General features: G+C 57.7%; 16 protein-coding genes. 2 read left to right on the top strand and 14 right to left on the bottom strand.

Translation table 11 applies throughout. From position 1 onward, the window contains the following. Positions 1-3 precede the first annotated feature (3 nt). Together FB556_RS12415 and FB556_RS12420 are read right to left on the bottom strand one after the other, a co-directional pair. On the bottom strand, positions 4-945 hold the full coding sequence (locus tag FB556_RS12415; protein ID WP_141868187.1) for a hypothetical protein: 942 nt from the start codon (positions 943-945) through the stop codon (positions 4-6). Between the two features lie 4 nt (positions 946-949). Next, a complete protein-coding gene (locus FB556_RS12420; RefSeq protein WP_141868189.1) occupies positions 950-1414 on the bottom strand; it encodes an NUDIX hydrolase in 465 nt (154 codons plus the stop codon). Positions 1415-1469: 55 nt separating this feature from the next. On the opposite strand from FB556_RS12420, the gene FB556_RS12425 reads away from it, so the two are divergent. Beyond that, positions 1470-3320, top strand: coding sequence for a tetratricopeptide repeat protein (locus FB556_RS12425; protein ID WP_141868191.1), 1851 nt, complete (start codon positions 1470-1472; stop codon positions 3318-3320). Here FB556_RS12425 and FB556_RS12430 read toward each other — a convergent pair. The 3 genes from FB556_RS12430 to FB556_RS12440 all read right to left on the bottom strand — a co-directional run bounded on the left by FB556_RS12430 (position 3317) and on the right by FB556_RS12440 (position 6049). After that, positions 3317-4510 (bottom strand): phosphotransferase, encoded by a 1194-nt coding sequence (locus FB556_RS12430; RefSeq protein ID WP_170200470.1) that lies wholly within the window; start codon positions 4508-4510, stop codon positions 3317-3319. The genes FB556_RS12425 and FB556_RS12430 overlap by 4 nt on opposite strands. A gap of 11 nt (positions 4511-4521) precedes the next feature. Beyond that, positions 4522-5349: a hypothetical protein gene (locus FB556_RS12435; protein WP_141868195.1), complete on the bottom strand. Its 828-nt coding sequence runs from the start codon at positions 5347-5349 to the stop codon at positions 4522-4524. A 79-nt stretch (positions 5350-5428) separates the two neighbouring features. Then, entirely contained in the window at positions 5429-6049 is a 621-nt protein-coding gene (locus FB556_RS12440) for a GNAT family N-acetyltransferase (RefSeq protein WP_141868197.1), read from the bottom strand. A 72-nt stretch (positions 6050-6121) separates the two neighbouring features. Here FB556_RS12440 and FB556_RS12445 point away from each other — a divergent pair, with 72 nt between their 5' ends. Beyond that, positions 6122-6739, top strand: a complete 618-nt coding sequence (locus FB556_RS12445; protein ID WP_141868200.1) for a 5-formyltetrahydrofolate cyclo-ligase — start codon at positions 6122-6124, stop codon at positions 6737-6739. Here the strand turns inward: FB556_RS12445 and FB556_RS12450 are convergent. The 9 genes from FB556_RS12450 to gcvT all read right to left on the bottom strand — a co-directional run bounded on the left by FB556_RS12450 (position 6736) and on the right by gcvT (position 18535). Next, positions 6736-6960, bottom strand: coding sequence for a hypothetical protein (locus FB556_RS12450; protein ID WP_141868202.1), 225 nt, complete (start codon positions 6958-6960; stop codon positions 6736-6738). The genes FB556_RS12445 and FB556_RS12450 overlap by 4 nt on opposite strands. Next, positions 6953-10864: a DUF4011 domain-containing protein gene (locus FB556_RS12455; protein ID WP_170200471.1), complete on the bottom strand. Its 3912-nt coding sequence runs from the start codon at positions 10862-10864 to the stop codon at positions 6953-6955. The genes FB556_RS12450 and FB556_RS12455 overlap by 8 nt, the downstream gene beginning before the upstream one ends. Positions 10865-11015: 151 nt before the next feature. Then, complete coding sequence (gene guaA, locus FB556_RS12460; RefSeq protein ID WP_141868206.1) at positions 11016-12608, bottom strand: glutamine-hydrolyzing GMP synthase; 1593 nt, start codon at positions 12606-12608, stop codon at positions 11016-11018. Between the two features lie 51 nt (positions 12609-12659). Next, on the bottom strand, positions 12660-13208 hold the full coding sequence (locus FB556_RS12465) for a DUF3817 domain-containing protein (protein ID WP_141868208.1): 549 nt from the start codon (positions 13206-13208) through the stop codon (positions 12660-12662). 6 nt (positions 13209-13214) lie between these two features. Next, positions 13215-14150 (bottom strand): SURF1 family protein, encoded by a 936-nt coding sequence (locus tag FB556_RS12470; protein WP_170200472.1) that lies wholly within the window; start codon positions 14148-14150, stop codon positions 13215-13217. Between the two features lie 7 nt (positions 14151-14157). Continuing rightward, positions 14158-15294: a GuaB3 family IMP dehydrogenase-related protein gene (locus tag FB556_RS12475; RefSeq protein ID WP_141868212.1), complete on the bottom strand. Its 1137-nt coding sequence runs from the start codon at positions 15292-15294 to the stop codon at positions 14158-14160. Positions 15295-15359: 65 nt separating this feature from the next. Then, positions 15360-16901 (bottom strand): IMP dehydrogenase, encoded by a 1542-nt coding sequence (guaB, locus tag FB556_RS12480; RefSeq protein ID WP_141868214.1) that lies wholly within the window; start codon positions 16899-16901, stop codon positions 15360-15362. 131 nt (positions 16902-17032) lie between these two features. Continuing rightward, the gene (gcvH, locus tag FB556_RS12485) at positions 17033-17413 is read right to left on the bottom strand and encodes a glycine cleavage system protein GcvH (protein WP_141868216.1); all 381 of its coding nucleotides are present in this window, start codon (positions 17411-17413) and stop codon (positions 17033-17035) included. A gap of 21 nt (positions 17414-17434) precedes the next feature. Next, complete coding sequence (gcvT, locus tag FB556_RS12490) at positions 17435-18535, bottom strand: glycine cleavage system aminomethyltransferase GcvT (protein WP_141868218.1); 1101 nt, start codon at positions 18533-18535, stop codon at positions 17435-17437.

The following is an 18535-nucleotide window of genomic DNA, read 5'->3' on the forward strand; positions in this document are numbered from 1 at the left end:
CAACTAATCATTGTCGTCGGTGATATTGATCACTGTGTCGGGATCGATCAGATCCGCTTCGGCTAGCCAATACCGAACCGCATCATCGACCTCGTACTGCAAATCTGAGACTGAAGTTTGAGCGTTGTAGTAGCCGCGCATCAGCGTCGTGGCGGCGTCGCTATTGAGCACGTCCAACACTTCACCCACTTCAGCAGCCAAAGGATTGTCGGCATCGATGTGCGAGACTGCAACGATATTGCTGTGAGGCCATTGCCGGGTTTCGATATCAAGGCTTGCCAGCCCTTGATCACTGATCGCAGGGTTTACTCCGCGCAGCATAACCACTGTGTTCGGTTCCATAGTTAGCTGTTCGATCAGCTCCGTAGAGGTCTCAGCGTCCAACGTTTCGACGGTTTCAAATGTCGGCTCGCAGCCCTGTTGGGCGAGAGCATCACCGATGATCTCTAAGGATTCCTCATCCAGTTGCGGATGAAACCAGGTCTGTTCCGCACAAGCCTCACCCATTGGCATTTCCGGGTCGTCGGTCTCGACAACCTGTCGCGCGAATTTGGCAGCTGTAATTGATGAGGCGGTGGCCACGAACCCAATTTCAGCGGGTGCTTGAGCCACGATCTCAAGGTCTTCGGGCAGCTGAACTGTGCGCTCTTCCGCCTGTTGATCTTGCGGAGCTGTGAGGATCCCGAGGACCGCCTGGTCCTGCGCGGTCGGTGCGTTCAGTGCCCCATATGCCTCCGATAGTGCGCTGTGCTGTTGGATTTCCACGTCCACGCCCTGGGCTTTCAGGTACTCTGCCACCGCCATCGAGGTGGCTTCGTCGAGCGCCCTGGACGTCGTCATGATGGTGAGCTGGCTTGTCTCAACTGCTGTCTGGTCCGAACACCCAACGACGAACACCGCCGCGGCGACTAGTCCTGCCCAACGCAAGCTGTGTGCATGTCTCACGTGGTTATGGCTCCTGGGGTGTACGGCCGATGCTTTTCGAGATCTCCAAGGCTTCTTCAACCCATTCCGACACTCGATGGCCCTTGGTTTTGTCGAGATTATGCAACTGGCTGATTGGGATCCAGGCAGCGTCCGTTGAGGACCCACCGACCTCTGGACGCAGGGTTCCCGACACAATCTCAGCGGTGTATAACAACCGTAAAATCTGCAGCGGCAAGTGTTGTCCGGGAACACGTTTTTCCCTGGGAATCACGTGTGTGGATACTGATAAGAACCTTGTGAGAGCAATGTTATAGCCGGTTTCTTCCCATACTTCTCGGACGCAAGCGGTCTCGGGTTGTTCGTCAAACTCGATACCGCCGCCCGGCAAGGTCCAGAATGAGCCGACCGAGCTTTCCCATAAGCTCAGCAAAACTTCATCCTTTTTCGTAATTAGCGCATAAGACGCGGGTCGCCACAGAAAATCCATATTTTCCAAGTCTAGTGGTCGCAACGTCCGCAAAGTGATCACTAGACTATGAGTCATGGAATTCTCGACGTCGTCGGCTGAATTTGATGGATCAGACAGCCAATCCGATCTCCCTTCACTTGTCGAACCGAAGCTTCGAGCATTACTAGGCAATCGGTCGGCAGTCGCTGACCTGCACCAAGAAACTGCTCACACCGCTCGTGGCTGGTTAGATCTAGCGCACGAAGCCGCCTACGCCGATGATCTTGACCGTGCACTATCTTGTGCCACCCACGGTTTAGCCAGTGCTGGGACCAATCCCGACGTCAAACTTGGTCTCTATCGCCTCTTAGCGTCTGTACATCACAAACTTGAAGACGAAACCGGCATGCAGCGTGCCATCCAAGAGCGCACCAAATTGCTGCGCTCGCTCGGCCAGACACACCAAGCAGAGATGGAAGACCAACTGGGTTCCATTCTGTTCGCCGAAGCCGACGGGTTTGCCGCCACCGTATTGCAAGGGGTCGCCGATCAAGAACGCTCCCTCGACACCATCGACACAGTTTTGACCGATGTCCTCATCGGTCTAGCCGTACATCACATGAGCCAGATGCGAGCTGACGACGCCCTCGACGCGATCGAAGAAGCCGTAGATCTACAACGTCGTCGTGCCGATGCCGGCTACCGACTTTCAGCTGGCTCGTTGGCGAACACCGAAATGTTCCTAGCCCACCTGAAATTTATGAACGAAGAGGTCGATGACGCCGATGAGCTGTCAAAGGCCATCTTGGATTCCGGTTGCAACCGCGCCGTACGTGCCGCGATGTGGATGATGCAAGCCGTGATCGCTCACCACCGTAATGACATGCAGCAGTCGGCCACCTTTGGTCTGCGCGCTTTGGAACTCTACGCTCGGTTACAGATTCGACCCGGCGCTGCTTCTGCGGCTTCTTTGGTGGCGTCAGTTGCCCGTCGAGCAGAGAAGCACCAGTTGTCTGTTTTGGCCTGGCGGGTCGCGGTGGATCAGGCAGAACAGGGCGAGGTTGAAGAAGCCTCAGGCCTGGTCGCTGCCTTGGGCCACCAACTGCTGGATGCCGGAGAAGTGACCGAAGCCGAAGAAGTGTTGAGCGGCTTAGTAACTCGGGAACGGTTAAACGGCAACCACCACGTCTTAGCCCATGCGCTGATTGATCTAGCCAACGCCGTGTCCCGCCAGGAACGCTACCGGGACGCCGTGACACACTGGCGCGACGCGATAGACGCGTTTATCAAGGTCGATCGAGTCCGCGAAGCCGCCCGCACGAGTCTTGCCGCCGGTATGAAACTTGCAGAAACCGAACATACACACATGTATTCTGAAGCCGAAGACCTGTTGCGTCAGGCCGTCGAGATGGCGAAAGCATCAGAAGACCCGGCGGTCGAGACCCAGGGGTTACGCGAACTGGCGAAGCTGCTGTGTGAGCAGACGAAACCTGAAGGACTGAAACTCTATGACCAGGCGATCACACTGGCCAGTAACGACGACGTCCGGTATGTCGCAGCAGATCTGACCCGCCTGAAGGCACGGGCTTATGCGAAGTTTGGCAAGACCAATAAGGCTGTGGCGACCGCGCTGACGGCGGCGGATATGTTTGAAGATGAAGCCGAGCTCGCCATGGGCCACTGCTGCGAGCTGCTAGCCGGGAAGTTTCTGGTTGAAAAACACAAATGGGTTGAGGCCATGACCCTGTTTTCCACAATCGCTGATGCTGACGGTATCAAGCCGCAACTGCGCAAGGCCGCCCTATTAGGTTTAGCTACCGCGCTGCGTGGTCAAGGCGATGAGGCTGAAGCCAAACGGGTGAACCTCCAAGCCGAACGGATCCAGATTGATACCCCGCTCGAGCCGGAGTATGAGTTCATTACCGAGACGTTTTTCGAAGACTAGGCAAGATCCATCAGGGCTTCTGCCACGGTAAGGTATGCCCTACCACGTGCCGCCGCGTCGGCGTGTGGTTGATATGTCGGGATAAGACTGACAACCACGGCTGCAGCACGGACCGCCAAGGTTCTTGGATGGGCATGTTCTGCCAGACGCTGGAAGGTGAGCATCGCGCTCTGCCAGCCCCAGGGTTGTGCATCGTTGTAGCCCAGCACTGCTAAGTGGCCGACCAAACACGCATAATCATCGACCCGGTAGCCGGGCCCAGCCCCGTCCACATCCAGCAGGTGCTGGATCTTGCCGGTGATCGGATCGACCAGGATGTGCGCCTCATAGAGATCTCCGTGGGTCGGCACGATAGGCCCGAGCCGGATGCTGTCGTGGGCGCGTTCGAACCGATCCCCCAGGCGTGTGAGGCGTTCGCGTTGACTGGGCATGGCACGGTGGGCAGCCAGCATAAATTCCTGGTAGCGGTCTGCCCAAGAGGGCTGCTGGGGTCGTTGCATCACTTCGGTTGGGAAGCGATCCAAAATCTCGATGAGTTCAAAACAGTTAAACCGGTTATGTGCTCCCTCGGCACGGATGTAATCACCAAGTGGCATACCTTGACCGCCGACAAGGGCCAAGACATCTGAGATAGGTTCGGTGACCGGCTCAACAACCGGCACTGTTGCAGCTGCAAGCAGCTGATGCATCGCATATACCGGTTGGGCGGTGCCGCTACGCAGCACTTTCAAAAAGAGCGTATCGCTGAGGCCACCCGCTGCTATTGGTGCGAGACTGGCTCGAAACACCGCGCGATTCAGCGGGCGATAAATAACCGCAGTTAAAGCTGTCAGATCCCGGTCGGGTGCAAAATGCTCGCGCACCTGGGCTGGTGTGGCGGCTAAGCGAAGACCCGGTAACAAGGGATCAGCGGGGTGTTGCCAGATGAAAATATGTGTGTCGGCAGCGGTGACGAAATAGCCGACAGCTTCGGTCGGTACTTGTGCAGTTGTGATGCCGTAGAACGCTTGGTGTGCCTCTCCCCCGGGCAGGCGCACCAAGGCTTCCACGATGGCATAGTAATCTCCGCTGCGGTATTGGACATCACGCAGTACGGCATTGTCGAGCTGACGTCCGGACCGTGCCAGGACATCGGTGAGGGCTTCGGTGAGTTGGGTAGCCTCAAATGGTCCAAACCCACCGGTGAACACAGCGCGAGACCTTAGATCGCCCGACGACGGTTGAGAACTTTGTCCAGATCCAGCCGGGTGTTGGCCTTTTCGGAAATCTTTTCTTGATATTCGCTCGAGACACCTTCAGATAACTGCACGTCCCGCGACGGGAGGGGATCCTGTGGCGTGTCTAGTGGCCGTGGTGCTTCTCGTTGTACCTCTGGAGCGTCCAGATAAATCGGGCGTGGTAATGGAATCCGAGCAGGAATCGGTGCCGGTGCATCCGCTACGGGTTCCTCAGTCTCTTCTTCGATGGCTTGCTGCTGTTCTGGTTCATCAGCAAAATCAAAGACCTCGTCATTACGGCGCACTGCAGACGGTACGCGCTGGTCAGTGGTGTAGGTAGCAATGGAGGTCTCAAGGCCTTCAGAAATGGTGAGCTGTTCACGTTCTCGGGCGCGCTTTTTGGAATCCAATATGACAAGACCGCGCAGGATGCCGTAGCATGCTGCGGTGATGAGCAGGCTGATCCCGGCCAGCAGCCAGGTACCTGCACCAAAGGTTCCGGCGAGACCGGAAATCAACACGGTGATGAGTGAGAGGGCTCCGACCGCAAAAATACCTAAGCGGCCCCAGCGAATTGAGAATCCAGTGCCGCCGGAGTGCGTCGAAGTGGGGGAAGAATGCATTGCTTTCCTTCGTTGGCGGGATTCACGTCGTTGACGGGTGCGCAGAGCCACATCCGGGCGTCGGGCAAGCAAAGTCAAGCCGGCTACGACTACAGCCACCACCACGATCGATGTTGCAATATCGATTTCGGGCAGGAATCCGAGCGTAGCGGCTAGCGACTCTTCAAGCTCTCGGATGCGGTTGTCCACGCCTATTACGATATACTGCGCTACCTGAAAGTGGTCGATTTCATGGTCGTGTGTTGCCAGGTTGGACTACGATAAATGGTTATGTCAAACGGGATAACAACCCTCCTGGCGGTAATTCTTCTCGCGTTATAGCAAACGATTCGTGATCGCGCCAGGTCCCATTGATATGAATATATTCTTTTCTGATGCCTTCTGATCGGAGGCCCAGTTTTTCCACGACTCGCAGTGAGGCAGCATTATCCGGCACGATATTAATCTCAATACGGTGCAGTCCCACTTGAGTTAACAGGTAGTCACTGGCTAAGGCGACAGCGGTTGGCACAATGTTTTGCCCGGCGTGTGCTTGATCAACCCAGTATCCCAGCGTCGTTGTTCGCATAGAACCCCACAAGACGGGGGCCGCAATCATCTGGCCTACCAGTTGTGATTTCTGGTCAAAACCGGACTGTTTGAAAATAGTCCATGGATAAGAGACTCCGGCAGCCCCATCTCGGTTGTGAGCGCGAACCATGGCAGGGTAGGACATTGACTGCTGGGTCCCGGTCGGGTCCGTGGCTTCCCAGGGTTGCAGCCAGGTGTGGTTGCGTCTGCGCACCTCATACCACTGCTTTCGATGGGTATAGCGCAGCGGGGCTAGCATCAAGTCCTGGTGTTCAAGAATGACCGGCCAAATCGTAGGTAGCGCAGAAAAACGACTCATGATGCCCCATTGTAGGGCTCGAAGCGTGGATGGTGTGTTTGCTTGTATGAGGACGGGTGTCACAATGAGATCATGACTCAGGATTCCAAAGATGCCCTTCGCAAGCAGTTTTTTGCCCACCGCAAGGAATTAGGCGACCAAGAACGGCAGCGCCAGTCGGCGGTGTTGAATGATCACTTACTCAGCTGGTACCGCAGGCTGGAACCGTCGCAGCGCCCAGCAGGTAAGGTGACGATGACGATCAAGTTCGGCACCGAGCCTGATACCGATCCGGTCATGCATGCTTTCCACGCCGACGGTGTGGAAGTGTGGGTACCGGTATCTCACGGGGATCGATCGATGTCCTGGGTGCATTGGACGCCCGACGTCGAAATGGCACAATCCAGGTACGGGCCGATTCAAGAACCCGTCGGCGAACGGTTTGGGCCGCAGAAGGTCGCAGATGCCGACGTGGTGTTCGTGCCGGCATTAGCCGCGGATACTGCTGGCTACCGTCTGGGTAAAGGCGGCGGTTATTACGATAGGTTTTTGGAAAAGCTTCCGCAGCTCACCGATCGGATGCCGTGGCTCATCACTCCCCTCTTTGACCACGAGCTGTTTGAGGCAGCCGACCAGGCGTTTCCTATCGAGGATCATGACTTACCGGTGCAGGCTGTGGTAACCGCAGCGAGCGGGTTCCACTGGGTTTAGTAATGCGGCGGTTTTTCGTCATGGATCCAGCGGTCGCGTGATGACAGCGGTGGCTTCTTGGAGGCAGGGGCTTTGGGTTGGACATCTTCAAGGCGTGGTTCCGGGCCATCGGCTGAGGCCGGACCGGTACCTGGCACCGTGGCACGACGTGGCCGCCGCTTTCGCCGTGGCTGGTCGTCAGGTGACGACGAGTCGCCGGTAGCATCCTGATTTTTAGCCATAGTGCTGTTGGTCGCGCTCGTCATAGACTGAGTAGCCGGTGTGTTCCGGGAGCTGGAGTTTTTCGGCGAACGCGTTGGCTACACCCAGCGGGTCGGTAAAGACATCAATGGCCCATAGCGCATCGTTGTGCCAACCGAACTCCGCCAGTTGGGCAGGTACGGTCCGGGTCCTGGTGCGCACCGGGGTGCGGTGGTAACGTTCCGCACCGTCGTAGGAAACTGCAACGGGCAGATACTTTTCGGAGTAGTAGTCCGGCCGGTGATGCTGTGGTGTGTACAGCAGGAGGTCGGTGAATTCTTGGGTGTCGAAATGATACGCTGCACCCCGGGTTGCCAGGTGTTGCACGAAATCATCGCTGATGTGATCCAGCGGTTCAGACTCCGGTGCTTTGACCGGTGGTCCGACCGTGGCAGGTAAGTTGATCAGCAGCTCCCAGAAGAGCTTGGCACCAGACATGAGATTATCGGTGTTGATTTCTTGAGGGTGAATAGCCGTAAAGACTGTGATCTGGCGCCGGGCGCGGGTGAAAGCGGTCGCGTAGTATTCCACGCCGTGGTGTTCGGATAGCGGCCCGAAGTGATGCACGACTTTGCCGGTGGAGGTTCGACCGTACCCCAGAGTGAAGATCACATGATCGGCAACCAGCCCATGGGCACGCTCCATCGGTGCAACAACAAAACCCTGACCGTTCGGTGAGGTCTCGGTGCTAAAGAACTTCATAGCCCACCGGTGATTTGGCAGGTTGTACCGAATAGATTCTGCAATCCGTCGAGCGTGTGCTTGGTTGGCGGCAATCACTACAAGGGATTCTTCGGGCCGGTGTTTGAAGTGTTCAAACACCGCGTCCACGGTTCGGGTGACTTCTGCGGTGGTCGATTCCACACCGTCATCTCCCATGCCGGGACTGCCAGGAGCCGTAAGGTATTCGACGTCGATGCCGGTTTGAGAGCTAGTCGCAATTTCCTGCGGCGTCGGCGCCCGATCAAGACCACCGTTGTAGAGCTGGTCGCCCAATGTGCGAGCTAGGTATTGGTTGACCCCGCGGTGCATGATCTTTAGCGGGACTGCTGGCAGCACGCGGCTGAGGGCCTCGTGTACCGATTCGGCCTGGCGGGGTTGTGAGGCTCGAGCCGTTGGGTCCACGGAAACGTGGAATCCGACGGGTCGGCCGGAGACGGCGTCACCGAAGGCTACGACCTGTTCGGCACGAGAAATTGCGCCCAGACCGGTGGCCAGGCCAATTGTTTCGGAATCCAGGATCAGCACTGTGTCAAAGGTGATCCAGGCGGGCAGATCGGCCAAGGCTAATGGGGAGGTCGTAAAGATCGGCACCAGCGGTTGGAGCAACTTGGGATTAATGCCTAGAACCGTTTCAACGGTGGCAGCACCGGTGCGCAAGAGACGACGCAACGAATCGGCAGCGTCCGGGTAATCGCGGGTAGCTTTCTCCCATGTCGCGGCCAGCTGGTGACGGACTCGTGAGGGCCCCGATTCCAAATGCGCGGTATCAGCGATGCGGAACTCTTCTTCCAACCGGGCTAATTGGTGCCCGTTGGTCGCGGCCAGATGCTCATCAGCAGATACCATCGCCTCCAAGGCTGACTGCCACCAGGCAACTTCAAGTTCCAGGGTGACCTGGTCTGCGGTGACACCGCGTTCTTGGAAGTCCACAAGCAGTTCGTCTAAACCTTGCTCAGTCAGCTGGTCTATAACGATCGTGCGTTCCGGCAAGGTGTGTAAGGTTTGGGCATCGTCGACTAGTCGCGATAGCACATCGTGCAAGTCGCCGGCATCGAGACGCGTCAAATGCTGCGCTTCACGTGGCGCTGGCGCGAGCATGTCTTGTAACCGGTTGAGATCCTCGTACAGTTGGTGGGTGTCCTTAGCCAACGCTTCCACCCCGGTCGGGATGACCGGATTGCGCTTCGACGTGGTCCACTGGTTCCACGCGGTGAGCTGGTCTTGAACCTTGATGAGCGCTTCATGGAGGTTGGGGACGTCCACACCCGGACGGATGTATTCGCGAGCCAGCCAGCGCAACCGGGTGCGCGTCATGGCTGACATATCGATGGCATGTTCTTTGCGCCAAGCACCGGTCGCGGTGGCCGCAATCAGGTCAGTCACCGGACGGTCAAAGATATCGGGGGTGAACTTATCGAGCGTATCGCGCACTTCGCGCAGTAGCTCGACCTGTTTGGTCCATTCCGCGACGCTGCTACCCATGGTCAATTGGGCGTGCGAGGTCGCACTTTCCAGACGTGGAGCGACGTCGCCCAGGTCATCGTGGACTTGCTGGGCGAGATCCAGCGCGGCTTCGGCTTCATGAACGTTGCGCAGGCGGGCCCCGTACCAGGGCGACTCGGTTGAAGACTTATCAAAGGCACCAAGTTCCGCGGCATAGCGAAGCTGTTCGGCAACTTCTTTGCGATCAACTGTGCCATCTAACACCGAACGCTTCAGCCGCACCGAGGTAGCCGGTGCAGGATCGGCATTCATCAATGTGACCAGTTCATTCATCGCTTGAATGGGTGAGCACTGCCAACGTTCGCGCACCTCATGAAGCGAGTTGGTATGGTCAACCAGCTGGCTGCGTACATCTCGCAGGGTTTGGTGGATACGGCGCACTGCGGGTTCTTTGGCGCGTTCTGCAGACAGCAGTGAGCGAATGAGTTGCTCAGTAATTTCTTTGGCACCGGTATCGGCTTGGACACCTAAGACGAGTGGATCCAGTTGCAGATCAGCAAGCCTGTTAGAAAATTCGTTGAGCGTCGAGGTTTTTTCTGCAATCACCAATGTGCGTTTACCTTGTGCCGCCAGACCAATTGCAGCGGCCACCGCGGTCTGGGTTTGCCCAGTACCAGGTGGGGCTGATACCACGAGTGATTCGCCGGCCAGAATATGATCGACGGCTTTTTGCTGGGACCGGTCGAGATCAACGACGAGTATTTCTTCGGCAGGATCGCGGTCGTCTAACGGTGTCGGTTCGTGAGCCAGAACCGGGGCTTGGTCCATGTGCCCGGAATCTTCGGTTCCGGCACCGACTTCATAAAGTTTGCTGATGACCTGATGCTCAGGGTCCACAACTTCGCGGGATGCGGTATCGGAAAGATCCGCAAACGTCGAGATTAGCAGTCTGTGTTCCACCACGAGCCCGCGGACTTTCGTGGTCCGGGCACGCAATAATTCCAGTGCGGGAAGCGGCTCAAGTTTGGCCGTGGTATAGGCGGCTTCCTCGTGGCGCTGCGGGTTCAACGAGATGCCGTATTGATCGGCGAAATAGCGAACCAGAGCGGGGTTCAATCGAGCGGCACCAATGATTTGGACATCGTAGTCGTCGCGGTTGGGACGGGCAGATAGCCTGATAGGTGCTAACAACACCGGTGCGGATAGTTGTTGGTTGATGCCGTCTTCGGTGACTCGCCAGGTAGCTAAGCCCGCGGCCAGGTAGCCGACATTAATGCCGCGATCAGCCAGCAACTCCTGAATTTTTGTATCAATATCTTCGGCGGTATTGATGTTGTTCTGCATGCCGGGCTGGTCCCGCAGTAGTGTGGTCAAGCGGGTGCGTCGGGCGGACAGAAATTGGGTCAGACCACTGGGCTGCGAATGGGTGATATCAATCGAGTTCGACGTTGTGGGCGCATAGCGCAGCATCGTGTCGGTTTCGGTTCCCGTGGCAATCTCAGACAGCCAGCGTGAAAAGTCTTGTTCGGCTACCTCGACCGGATCGACAGCGTCTTGATCTTCGTCAGGTTCAACTTCAGCTGACACACTGCTGCCACTGACACCGTCCGGTTCAACTTCACGGTCAGAATCGGCTGCCGCCACATCGATGGGTTCGTCGACCTGGTCAGCAGACAGCGCTACATCGTCTAGCTCGACGTCATGTTTCTCGCGGCTCACGCTCATCCTTCCTGTGATTGAGACAGGTTGCACCTACACGACTCTAATACCTTCGGTCACAACTTTGGCGTTGCCACACCACAGGAATCGCCGAAACGCGCTGGTTTAACACCTTTGGCTCCGATCCACAGATCGGAGCCAAAGCGTCTACTTATTCCCATTCGATGGTGCCGGGCGGTTTCCCGGTGATGTCTAAGACCACGCGGTTTATCCCGTCAACTTCTGAGGTAATGCGTTGGGAGATGTGATCGAGCAGGTCATATGGGATACGTGCAAAGGACGCGGTCATCGCGTCTTCCGAGTGGACCGGGCGCAACACGATCGGGTGTCCATAGGTTCGTCCGCCGTCACTGACACCCACGGAGCGAACATCGGCTAACAACACGACCGGCGATTGCCAGATCTCACGATCCAGACCATTTGCGCTGAGTTCCTCGCGCACAATGGCATCAGCTTCTCGCAGCAGATCCAACCGTTCTTTGGTAATGGCCCCAACGATGCGAATACCTAATCCAGGACCGGGGAACGGTTGGCGCCACACGATGTCATCGGGCAGCCCCAGCTTGGTTCCGACCTCACGCACTTCGTCTTTGAATAATTGCCGTAGGGGTTCTACGAGTTTGAATTCGATATCTTCAGGAAGTCCCCCAACATTGTGGTGTGACTTGATGACCTTTGAACCATCAGCATCCCCGGACTCAATGACGTCGGGATAGATGGTGCCTTGGACGAGGAATTTGACCTCGGTGGCGTCAGGATCATTCGCCGATGCAGCAACAATATCTGCTTCGGCTTGTTCGAAAGTCCGGATGAATCGCTCACCGATGATCTTGCGTTTTTGTTCCGGATCCGACACGCCCTCGAGAGCGGCTAGGAACTCGGCTTCTGCATCGATCATGATCAATTGTGCGCCGTTGGAATCTCCGAAGGCGCGTTGAATCTCGGCGGATTCATTTTTGCGCATCAACCCGTGGTTGACGTATACGGCGGTGAGCTGATTGCCGACGGCACGCTGGACTAATGCGGCTGCGACCGCTGAATCGACACCACCGGATAGGCCGATGATCGCACGCTTATCGCCGATTTGTTCTCGGATGGCGGCTACTTGTTGGTCAATGACGTGTTCGATTGACCAGTCCGGGGTCAAATCGGCGGCAATGAATAAGAAGTTCTTGATTGTCGCAAGCCCGTGGCTGGACGCTTCGGATGCCAAGTTCCAAGTAGTCCCGTAAATCTTCATTTCCGGGTTTTCCGCAGCAGCCACCGGCATGGTGTCATGCGACGCTGTGACGACAAAGCCTTCGGCGGCTTGCACCACGTGGTGGGCGTGGTTGGTTGCGAGCTCTTGGACAGCGTCCTGGCCAGAAAATAATACGGCGTTATCGTCAAGATTCGTGACCTGCACGGTGCCTGACTGGTGCGTCGGGGCCAGCGCCACGGTGCCACCGAGAGTGTTGGTCACGGCAACGAACCCCCCACCGGCGGCGAGCACGGGGATGCCTGCGGTGAGGAGCCGTTCATCGATCACGGGGAGGTCTTCGCTCGCCGTCGAGCGGACGGCGAGGACCAGGGCGGCTGGCTTCGCCGCGAGGATCGCCTCGGCTCCGGTCGTGTAGGAGTGGACTTCGGAATAGACTTTAGCTTCACGAATGCGGCGAGCCAGTAATTGGGCGTCGTCGGAGCCATAGTCGACAACGATTACAGTGTCTTGGGCCGGGGTTTGAGCATGCTGGGGTGTAGTCATCACAGTTTTCATTCTAAAGGATACGGTCGATGGCTCCGGTGAGGTCGGACGTTAGTACCTCAGGACCCCTTCGGGGTGGGCCGCCAGCTCAGCTTCGGCTTGGTGGTTGACTTTCTTTTCCACGAAGAAGGACAGAAACGGTACAACACCGCCACCGGCCATGGCCAGCAGCCGGACGCCGCCCCAGCGCATCATTGACCACAACCGGAAACACGCCAGCAGATACAGGACGTATAACCAGCCGTGCACAATCAGCACCAGCAACGAAATATTGATGCCTTCGACCACTGCTTGTTCGTGGAACAGTCCCAGCACAAATTCGTTGCCATCTTCGGTCACACCGCCGGCAAACAGTTCCCGTTGAAACCCGTATTTGACGATCATTTGTAACACCAGCAGTAACAGGAAGATACCGGTGAGCCAGGAGGTGAATTTATACAGTCCCATGGCGCTGCGGATTTGGCGGTGGGTCCCACCGAACCGTCGTTTCTTGGTGCTTTCCGGGCGCGGCGGAGCCTGCCCGAGGTCGGCTTCGGTAATGTCTTCGGGATCGGGCAGGGTGGTCGGATCAACCGGCGGGGTGTTCTTGTTGTGTGTCATAACGTCTTACTCGTCTTTCTGCTCATCGGAGCCAGAACCGTGATAGGCGCGGTAGGCTCGTTCGGCGGCAGCTTTTTCTTGGCGGGCTTGTTCACGGAGGCGGTCAAGCTCTTGGGCTTTCCAGTGTTGCTCCCATAGTTCATCAAGTTCGGCTTCGCGTTGATCTTTCAGATTGTCATCGCGCACGAAGCGCCACCACAAGTACAGGGAGAACACCGCAAAGATAAACCATTCAATTGCGTAGAACACGTTGAGCCAGGCAACCTGCGATTCTTCGGGCTGCGGTGCGGTTTCAACACCCTCGATCCCTGTGGCTCCAGAGACCACGTGTTCGGTACCGTTGACCGCGAAGGTTTCGGCAACCACATATCCGGCGTAGAGCGGTTGATCCCAGAGGTTAGCTAACTCTGCGGTGGCTAGCATCTGGGTGCGTTTGGGCTCGATGAAATGGTTCGTGTTCGGTGTTGGGCCTTCGCCCGGGATGAGTCGTCCGGTGAATTCAATGTCGTCCTGGGCTGAAATACCCGTGGACTCTTCAAACAGCCGGGTGAGCTCCTCGCCGTTGGCTTCGGTTTGTTCTTCGCTCCAGCCCCACACCACGGGTATCCGATTGTCAGCCGGGGCACCTTGCACGGTCGCGCTGGAGACCAGCCAGAACCCTTCCACGCCGTCGCGCAGGCGGGGCCCCACCTGCACAGAATGCTGCGGGTTGAGGTGGCCGGTGAAGGTCACCATCTGGTCTGCCTGGTCCCCCATCATGGGAACCTCGGGCTGGAAATGCTCGGTGAGGGCAACGGGGGTTTCGGTGATCGTGTGAGACCGGGGTTGGTCGGAGGTGGATTGTTCGAACTGCCATTTGGTGAGCAACACGAAGATGGAGGCGACTGCTAGGGTGAGGAGCAAGAAGCCGATCCACCGGGGCTTGAGGGCTGTCTTCAGCAAGTGGGCATCATCCCGTGTAGGTTTCGGAGATGTAAACTTCGACTTTTTGGAAGTCTTTGAGCTCCGTGTAGCCCGTTGAGGCCATCGCACGGCGCAGCGCACCCATGAGGTTTGCGGTGCCGTTGGTGTGACTGGACGGGCCAAGCAGGAGTTGTTCCATCGGCGCTACGGTGCCCACCTGGGTGCGATCCCCCCGTGGGAAATCTGGGTGGGCGGCTTCTAGGCCCCAGTGCCAGCCCTTGCCTGGGGCTTCTTCGGCGCGGGCTAAGGTGGTGCCCAGCATCACGGCGTCAGCGCCCATGCCAAGGGCCTTGACGATGTCCCCGGAGTTCCCGGTCCCGCCGTCGGCAATCACATGAACGTAGCGGCCGCCGGATTCATCCATGTAGTCGCGGCGCGCTTCGGCGATATCGGAGATCGCGGTGGCCATCGGCACACGAATGCCCAGAGCACGACGCGTGGTTGACGACGCTCCGCCACCAAAGCCCACTAGGACGCCGGCGGCTCCGGTGCGCATCAGGTGCAGCGCCGGGGTGTAACCAGCAACACCCCCGACGATTACAGGCACATCGAGTTCATAAATGAACTGTTTGAGATCCAGTGGTTCTTTGGTCTCCGACACGTGCTGGGCCGAGACGGTGGTGCCACGAATGACGAACATGTCCACGCCGGCATCTACCACGGTCTTGTAGAACTCTTGCGTGCGCTGCGGCGTCAGAGCACCGGCGACGACGACGCCTGCCGCGCGGATTTCTTCCAGGCGTGCCGAGATCAGCTCCGGCTGGATTGGTGCCGAGTAGAGCTGCTGTAGGCGCGCGGTGTTTTCGGGGGAAAACGATTTGGCTTCCAAGGCTGCGATTTCCTCAAGGACCGGCTGTGGGTCTTCGTAGCGAGTCCACAGGCCTTCCAGATTGAGCACGCCCATGCCGCCAAGTTTGCCAAGTTGGATGGCGGTGGCCGGTGACATGACCGAGTCCATGGGCGCCCCGATGACGGGCATGGAGAATTTGAAGGCATCAATTTGCCAGTCGAGCGACACGTCTTCGGGGTCGCGGGTTCGACGAGTTGGCACGATCGACACGGCGTCCAGGGGCATCGCGTGTCTGCCGCGCTTGCCTCGGCCAATTTCAACTTCGTAAGTCACGGTTATCCAATTTCTATCCGGGATCGGATGGTCAAGGGCGTGGAAACGGTCCACCGCCAGCTTAGCTAGGCTCGGTAGTTTGGTGCTTCAACCGTCATCATGATGTCGTGCGGGTGGGATTCTTTCAACCCGGCGGCGGTGATGCGGACGAAACGACCGTCGCGTTGCAGGCACGAAATATCGGGGGAGCCGGTGTAGAACATGGTCTGGCGCAGGCCACCTTCCAACTGGTGCAGGACCGCACCCAGTGGGCCTCGGTATGGGACCTGACCTTCGATGCCTTCGGGGATGAGCTTTTCATCCTCGGGCACATCGGCCTGGAAGTAGCGGTCTTTGGAATATGAGCGCGACCCGTCGCGCGTTTGCATTGCACCTAACGAGCCCATGCCACGGTAGGTTTTAAACTGTTTGCCCTGGTAGAAGACTAGGTCACCGGGTGATTCGGCGGTTCCGGCCAGCAGGGAGCCCAACATCACGGAATTGGCTCCGGCGACAATGGCTTTGCCGATATCTCCAGAGTGTTGTAGACCGCCGTCGGCAATGATGGGGACGCCGGCTGGGATCGCGGCTTTGGCCGATTCATAAATCGCGGTGATTTGTGGGACACCGACACCGGCGACCACACGGGTAGTACAGATCGAACCGGGACCAACGCCGACTTTCACGGCGTCCACACCGGCGTCGATGAGAGCTTTCGCGCCCTGATAGGTCGCGGCCTGACCGCCGATCACGTCGACATCTTTGGCTGCCGATTCGGCTTTGAGTTTGGCGACCATATCCAACACGCCTTGCGTATGACCGTTGGCGGTGTCTACGACCAGGACGTCCACGCCGGCATCAATCAGGGTCATAGCGCGTTCATAGCCGTCACCGAAGAACCCGACCGCGCCGCCGACAAGCAGGCGACCTTCGGCGTCTTTGGCGGCATGGGGGAATTCCTGGGCCTTATCGAAGTCTTTGACCGTGATGAGGCCTTCAAGTTTGTTGTTCGCATCAACCAGTGGCAGTTTTTCGATGCGGTGTTCATCGAGCAGGCGCATGACCTCGTCGCGTTGGACATTGAACGGTGCCGTGATCAGTGGCATCTTGGTCATAATTTCGTGGACCTTGGTGGTCGGAAACTCGGCGCGAGGCACAAACCGGGTGTCACGGTTGGTGATGATGCCCAGCAGAGTGTCATCTTGATCGACCACAGGTAGGCCCGAGATCCGATAGCGACCGCACAGCTCATCCCATTCGGCAAGGGCAGCGTCTGGGGAGATGGTTACCGGGTCCGTGACCATGCCCGATTCATTGCGTTTGACCTTGTCGATCTCGGAAGCCTGGTCTTCGATGGACAGGTTGCGGTGAATGACGCCCATGCCTCCGTACCGTGCCATGGCAATAGCCAGGGGTGCTTCAGTCACGGTGTCCATGGCTGCGGAGATGATCGGGGTATTGATGCGGATGCGTTTGGTCAGTTGGGTCGAGACGTCGGCATCGGCGGGGATGACGTCGGTCATGTTCGGTAGTAACAGGACGTCGTCATACGTAAGCCCTACGAACCCGAATGGGTCGTGGGCGGAGGTAACAGGTTCAGATGATGGCCCGGAAGTGTGGTCGGTCACTGGATACTACCCTTTCAAGAAAGCCGTTGGTTTCTATAATAAGGGCTTTACCGCTGCGATTATTCCGATCGTCACGCTCGGCGACGTTTCATCGCAGACCGTGAACACTCCCGGGCCATTTCAGCTGATTTTTACGCTACTTCAGTCCCGGTTTGTTCGGCGTATTGCTCGGGGGTGAGGATTTCGCCTTCTTCGGTGACGTCTACGGTGAACAACCAGCCGGCGCCGTATGGGTCTTCGTTAATACGTTCCGGGTTCTGGATGACGTCTTCGTTCGTTTCGACCACGGTGCCGGTGACCGGGCAGTACAGTTCAGAGACCGACTTGGTCGATTCTAGTTCGCCGCAGACTTCGCCGGCGGTGACGGTGTCTCCGGGTTCTGGAAGTTCGGCAAATACGACGTCGCCCAGTTGATCGGCGGCGTATGCGGTAATACCGATACGGACGGGGTCTTCGTCATTGAGCCATTCGTGTTCGGCGGAGTAGCGCAGGCCGGGTTTTACAGCGGTCATGAGGTGTCCTTCTGGTTGGTGTTAGCGAGAGTAAAAGGGTGGTTTGGTGATGATAAACGGAAGTGCTTTACCGCGGATATCAACGCTGACTTCGGTGTCGACGTCCGCGTGGGCTGCGTCAATGTAGCCCAGCGCTACCGGTTTGGACAGGGTGGGCGATGGGATACCGGAGGTGATAACACCAACGGTTTGACCATCTACCACGATCTCGGATCCACTACGAGCCGCACGGCGTTGATCACTGGTCAGTCCGATAAGAACCTGCTGCGGGGTTTGCTCCCGTTGCGGTTCCAGCGCGGCCCGGCCAACGAAGTTTTCCGGTTTCTCAAAGGAGACAATCCGGCCCATGCCGGCTTCAAATGGCGTGCGTTCGGTTGACAGCTCGTTGCCATACAGGGGCATGCCGGCTTCCAAACGCAGCGAGTCGCGACTGGCCAGCCCACACGGGGTGATCTCCACGCCAATGTCCAGGCTGAAGATCTGCTCCCACAGACCGGCGATGTCAGCGTTGGGTGTGATGATTTCAAAACCATCTTCTCCGGTGTAGCCGGTGCGCGCGACAATCCAGTCGTTGCCATTGACCAGGATTTCGGTGACCCGATAGTTCGTAAGCGAGGCAGCAGCTTCGGCGAAGTCCTCCCCAAGGGCGGCTACGACATCCGCGGCCTTCGGGCCTTGAATGCCGACCAGCGATAGGTCCGCGGTGGCATCGTCAACGGTAAGGTCCATCCCCTCGGTGCGAGCTACCACGGCCTCGGCCACCGCCGGAGCGTTGCCGGCGTTGGGCACCATCAGGTAGCGGTCTTCACCCAACCGGTAGACGATCAGGTCATCCAGGATGGTGCCATCTTCGGTGAGCATGACCGTGTACTTCGCCCGGCCCACGCTCATCTTGGAGAAATCTCCGGCGAGTGCGGTGTTGAGGCCTTTGACCGCATCGGGGCCGGAGAGAAAGACTTCACCCATGTGGGAAAGGTCAAAGATACCGACGGCTTGTCGAACTGCTTTGTGTTCGGTCATTTCCGAGGAGTATTTCAGCGGCATATTCCAGCCGTTGAAATCGGTAAAGGTGGCGCCGAGCTTTTCGTGTGCGGCAAATAACGGTGTGGTTTTTAGTGTCAT

Source organism: Enteractinococcus coprophilus (assembly GCF_006716305.1).
GTDB classification, from domain to species: Bacteria; Actinomycetota; Actinomycetes; order Actinomycetales; family Micrococcaceae; genus Yaniella; species Yaniella coprophila.

Excerpts from the sequence above, each read along its gene's own strand:
- FB556_RS12445 (WP_141868200.1), top strand. The coding sequence starts at position 6,122 with ATGACTCAGGATTCCAAAGATGCCCTTCGCAAGCAGTTTTTTGCCCAC.
- FB556_RS12425 (WP_141868191.1), top strand. The coding sequence starts at position 1,470 with ATGGAATTCTCGACGTCGTCGGCTGAATTTGATGGATCAGACAGCCAA.
- FB556_RS12420 (WP_141868189.1), bottom strand. The coding sequence starts at position 1,414 with ATGGATTTTCTGTGGCGACCCGCGTCTTATGCGCTAATTACGAAAAAG.
- FB556_RS12450 (WP_141868202.1), bottom strand. The coding sequence starts at position 6,960 with ATGGCTAAAAATCAGGATGCTACCGGCGACTCGTCGTCACCTGACGAC.
- FB556_RS12465 (WP_141868208.1), bottom strand. The coding sequence starts at position 13,208 with ATGACACACAACAAGAACACCCCGCCGGTTGATCCGACCACCCTGCCC.
- guaA (WP_141868206.1), bottom strand. The coding sequence starts at position 12,608 with ATGACTACACCCCAGCATGCTCAAACCCCGGCCCAAGACACTGTAATC.
- gcvT (WP_141868218.1), bottom strand. The coding sequence starts at position 18,535 with ATGACACTAAAAACCACACCGTTATTTGCCGCACACGAAAAGCTCGGC.
- FB556_RS12440 (WP_141868197.1), bottom strand. The coding sequence starts at position 6,049 with ATGAGTCGTTTTTCTGCGCTACCTACGATTTGGCCGGTCATTCTTGAA.
- gcvH (WP_141868216.1), bottom strand. The coding sequence starts at position 17,413 with ATGACCGCTGTAAAACCCGGCCTGCGCTACTCCGCCGAACACGAATGG.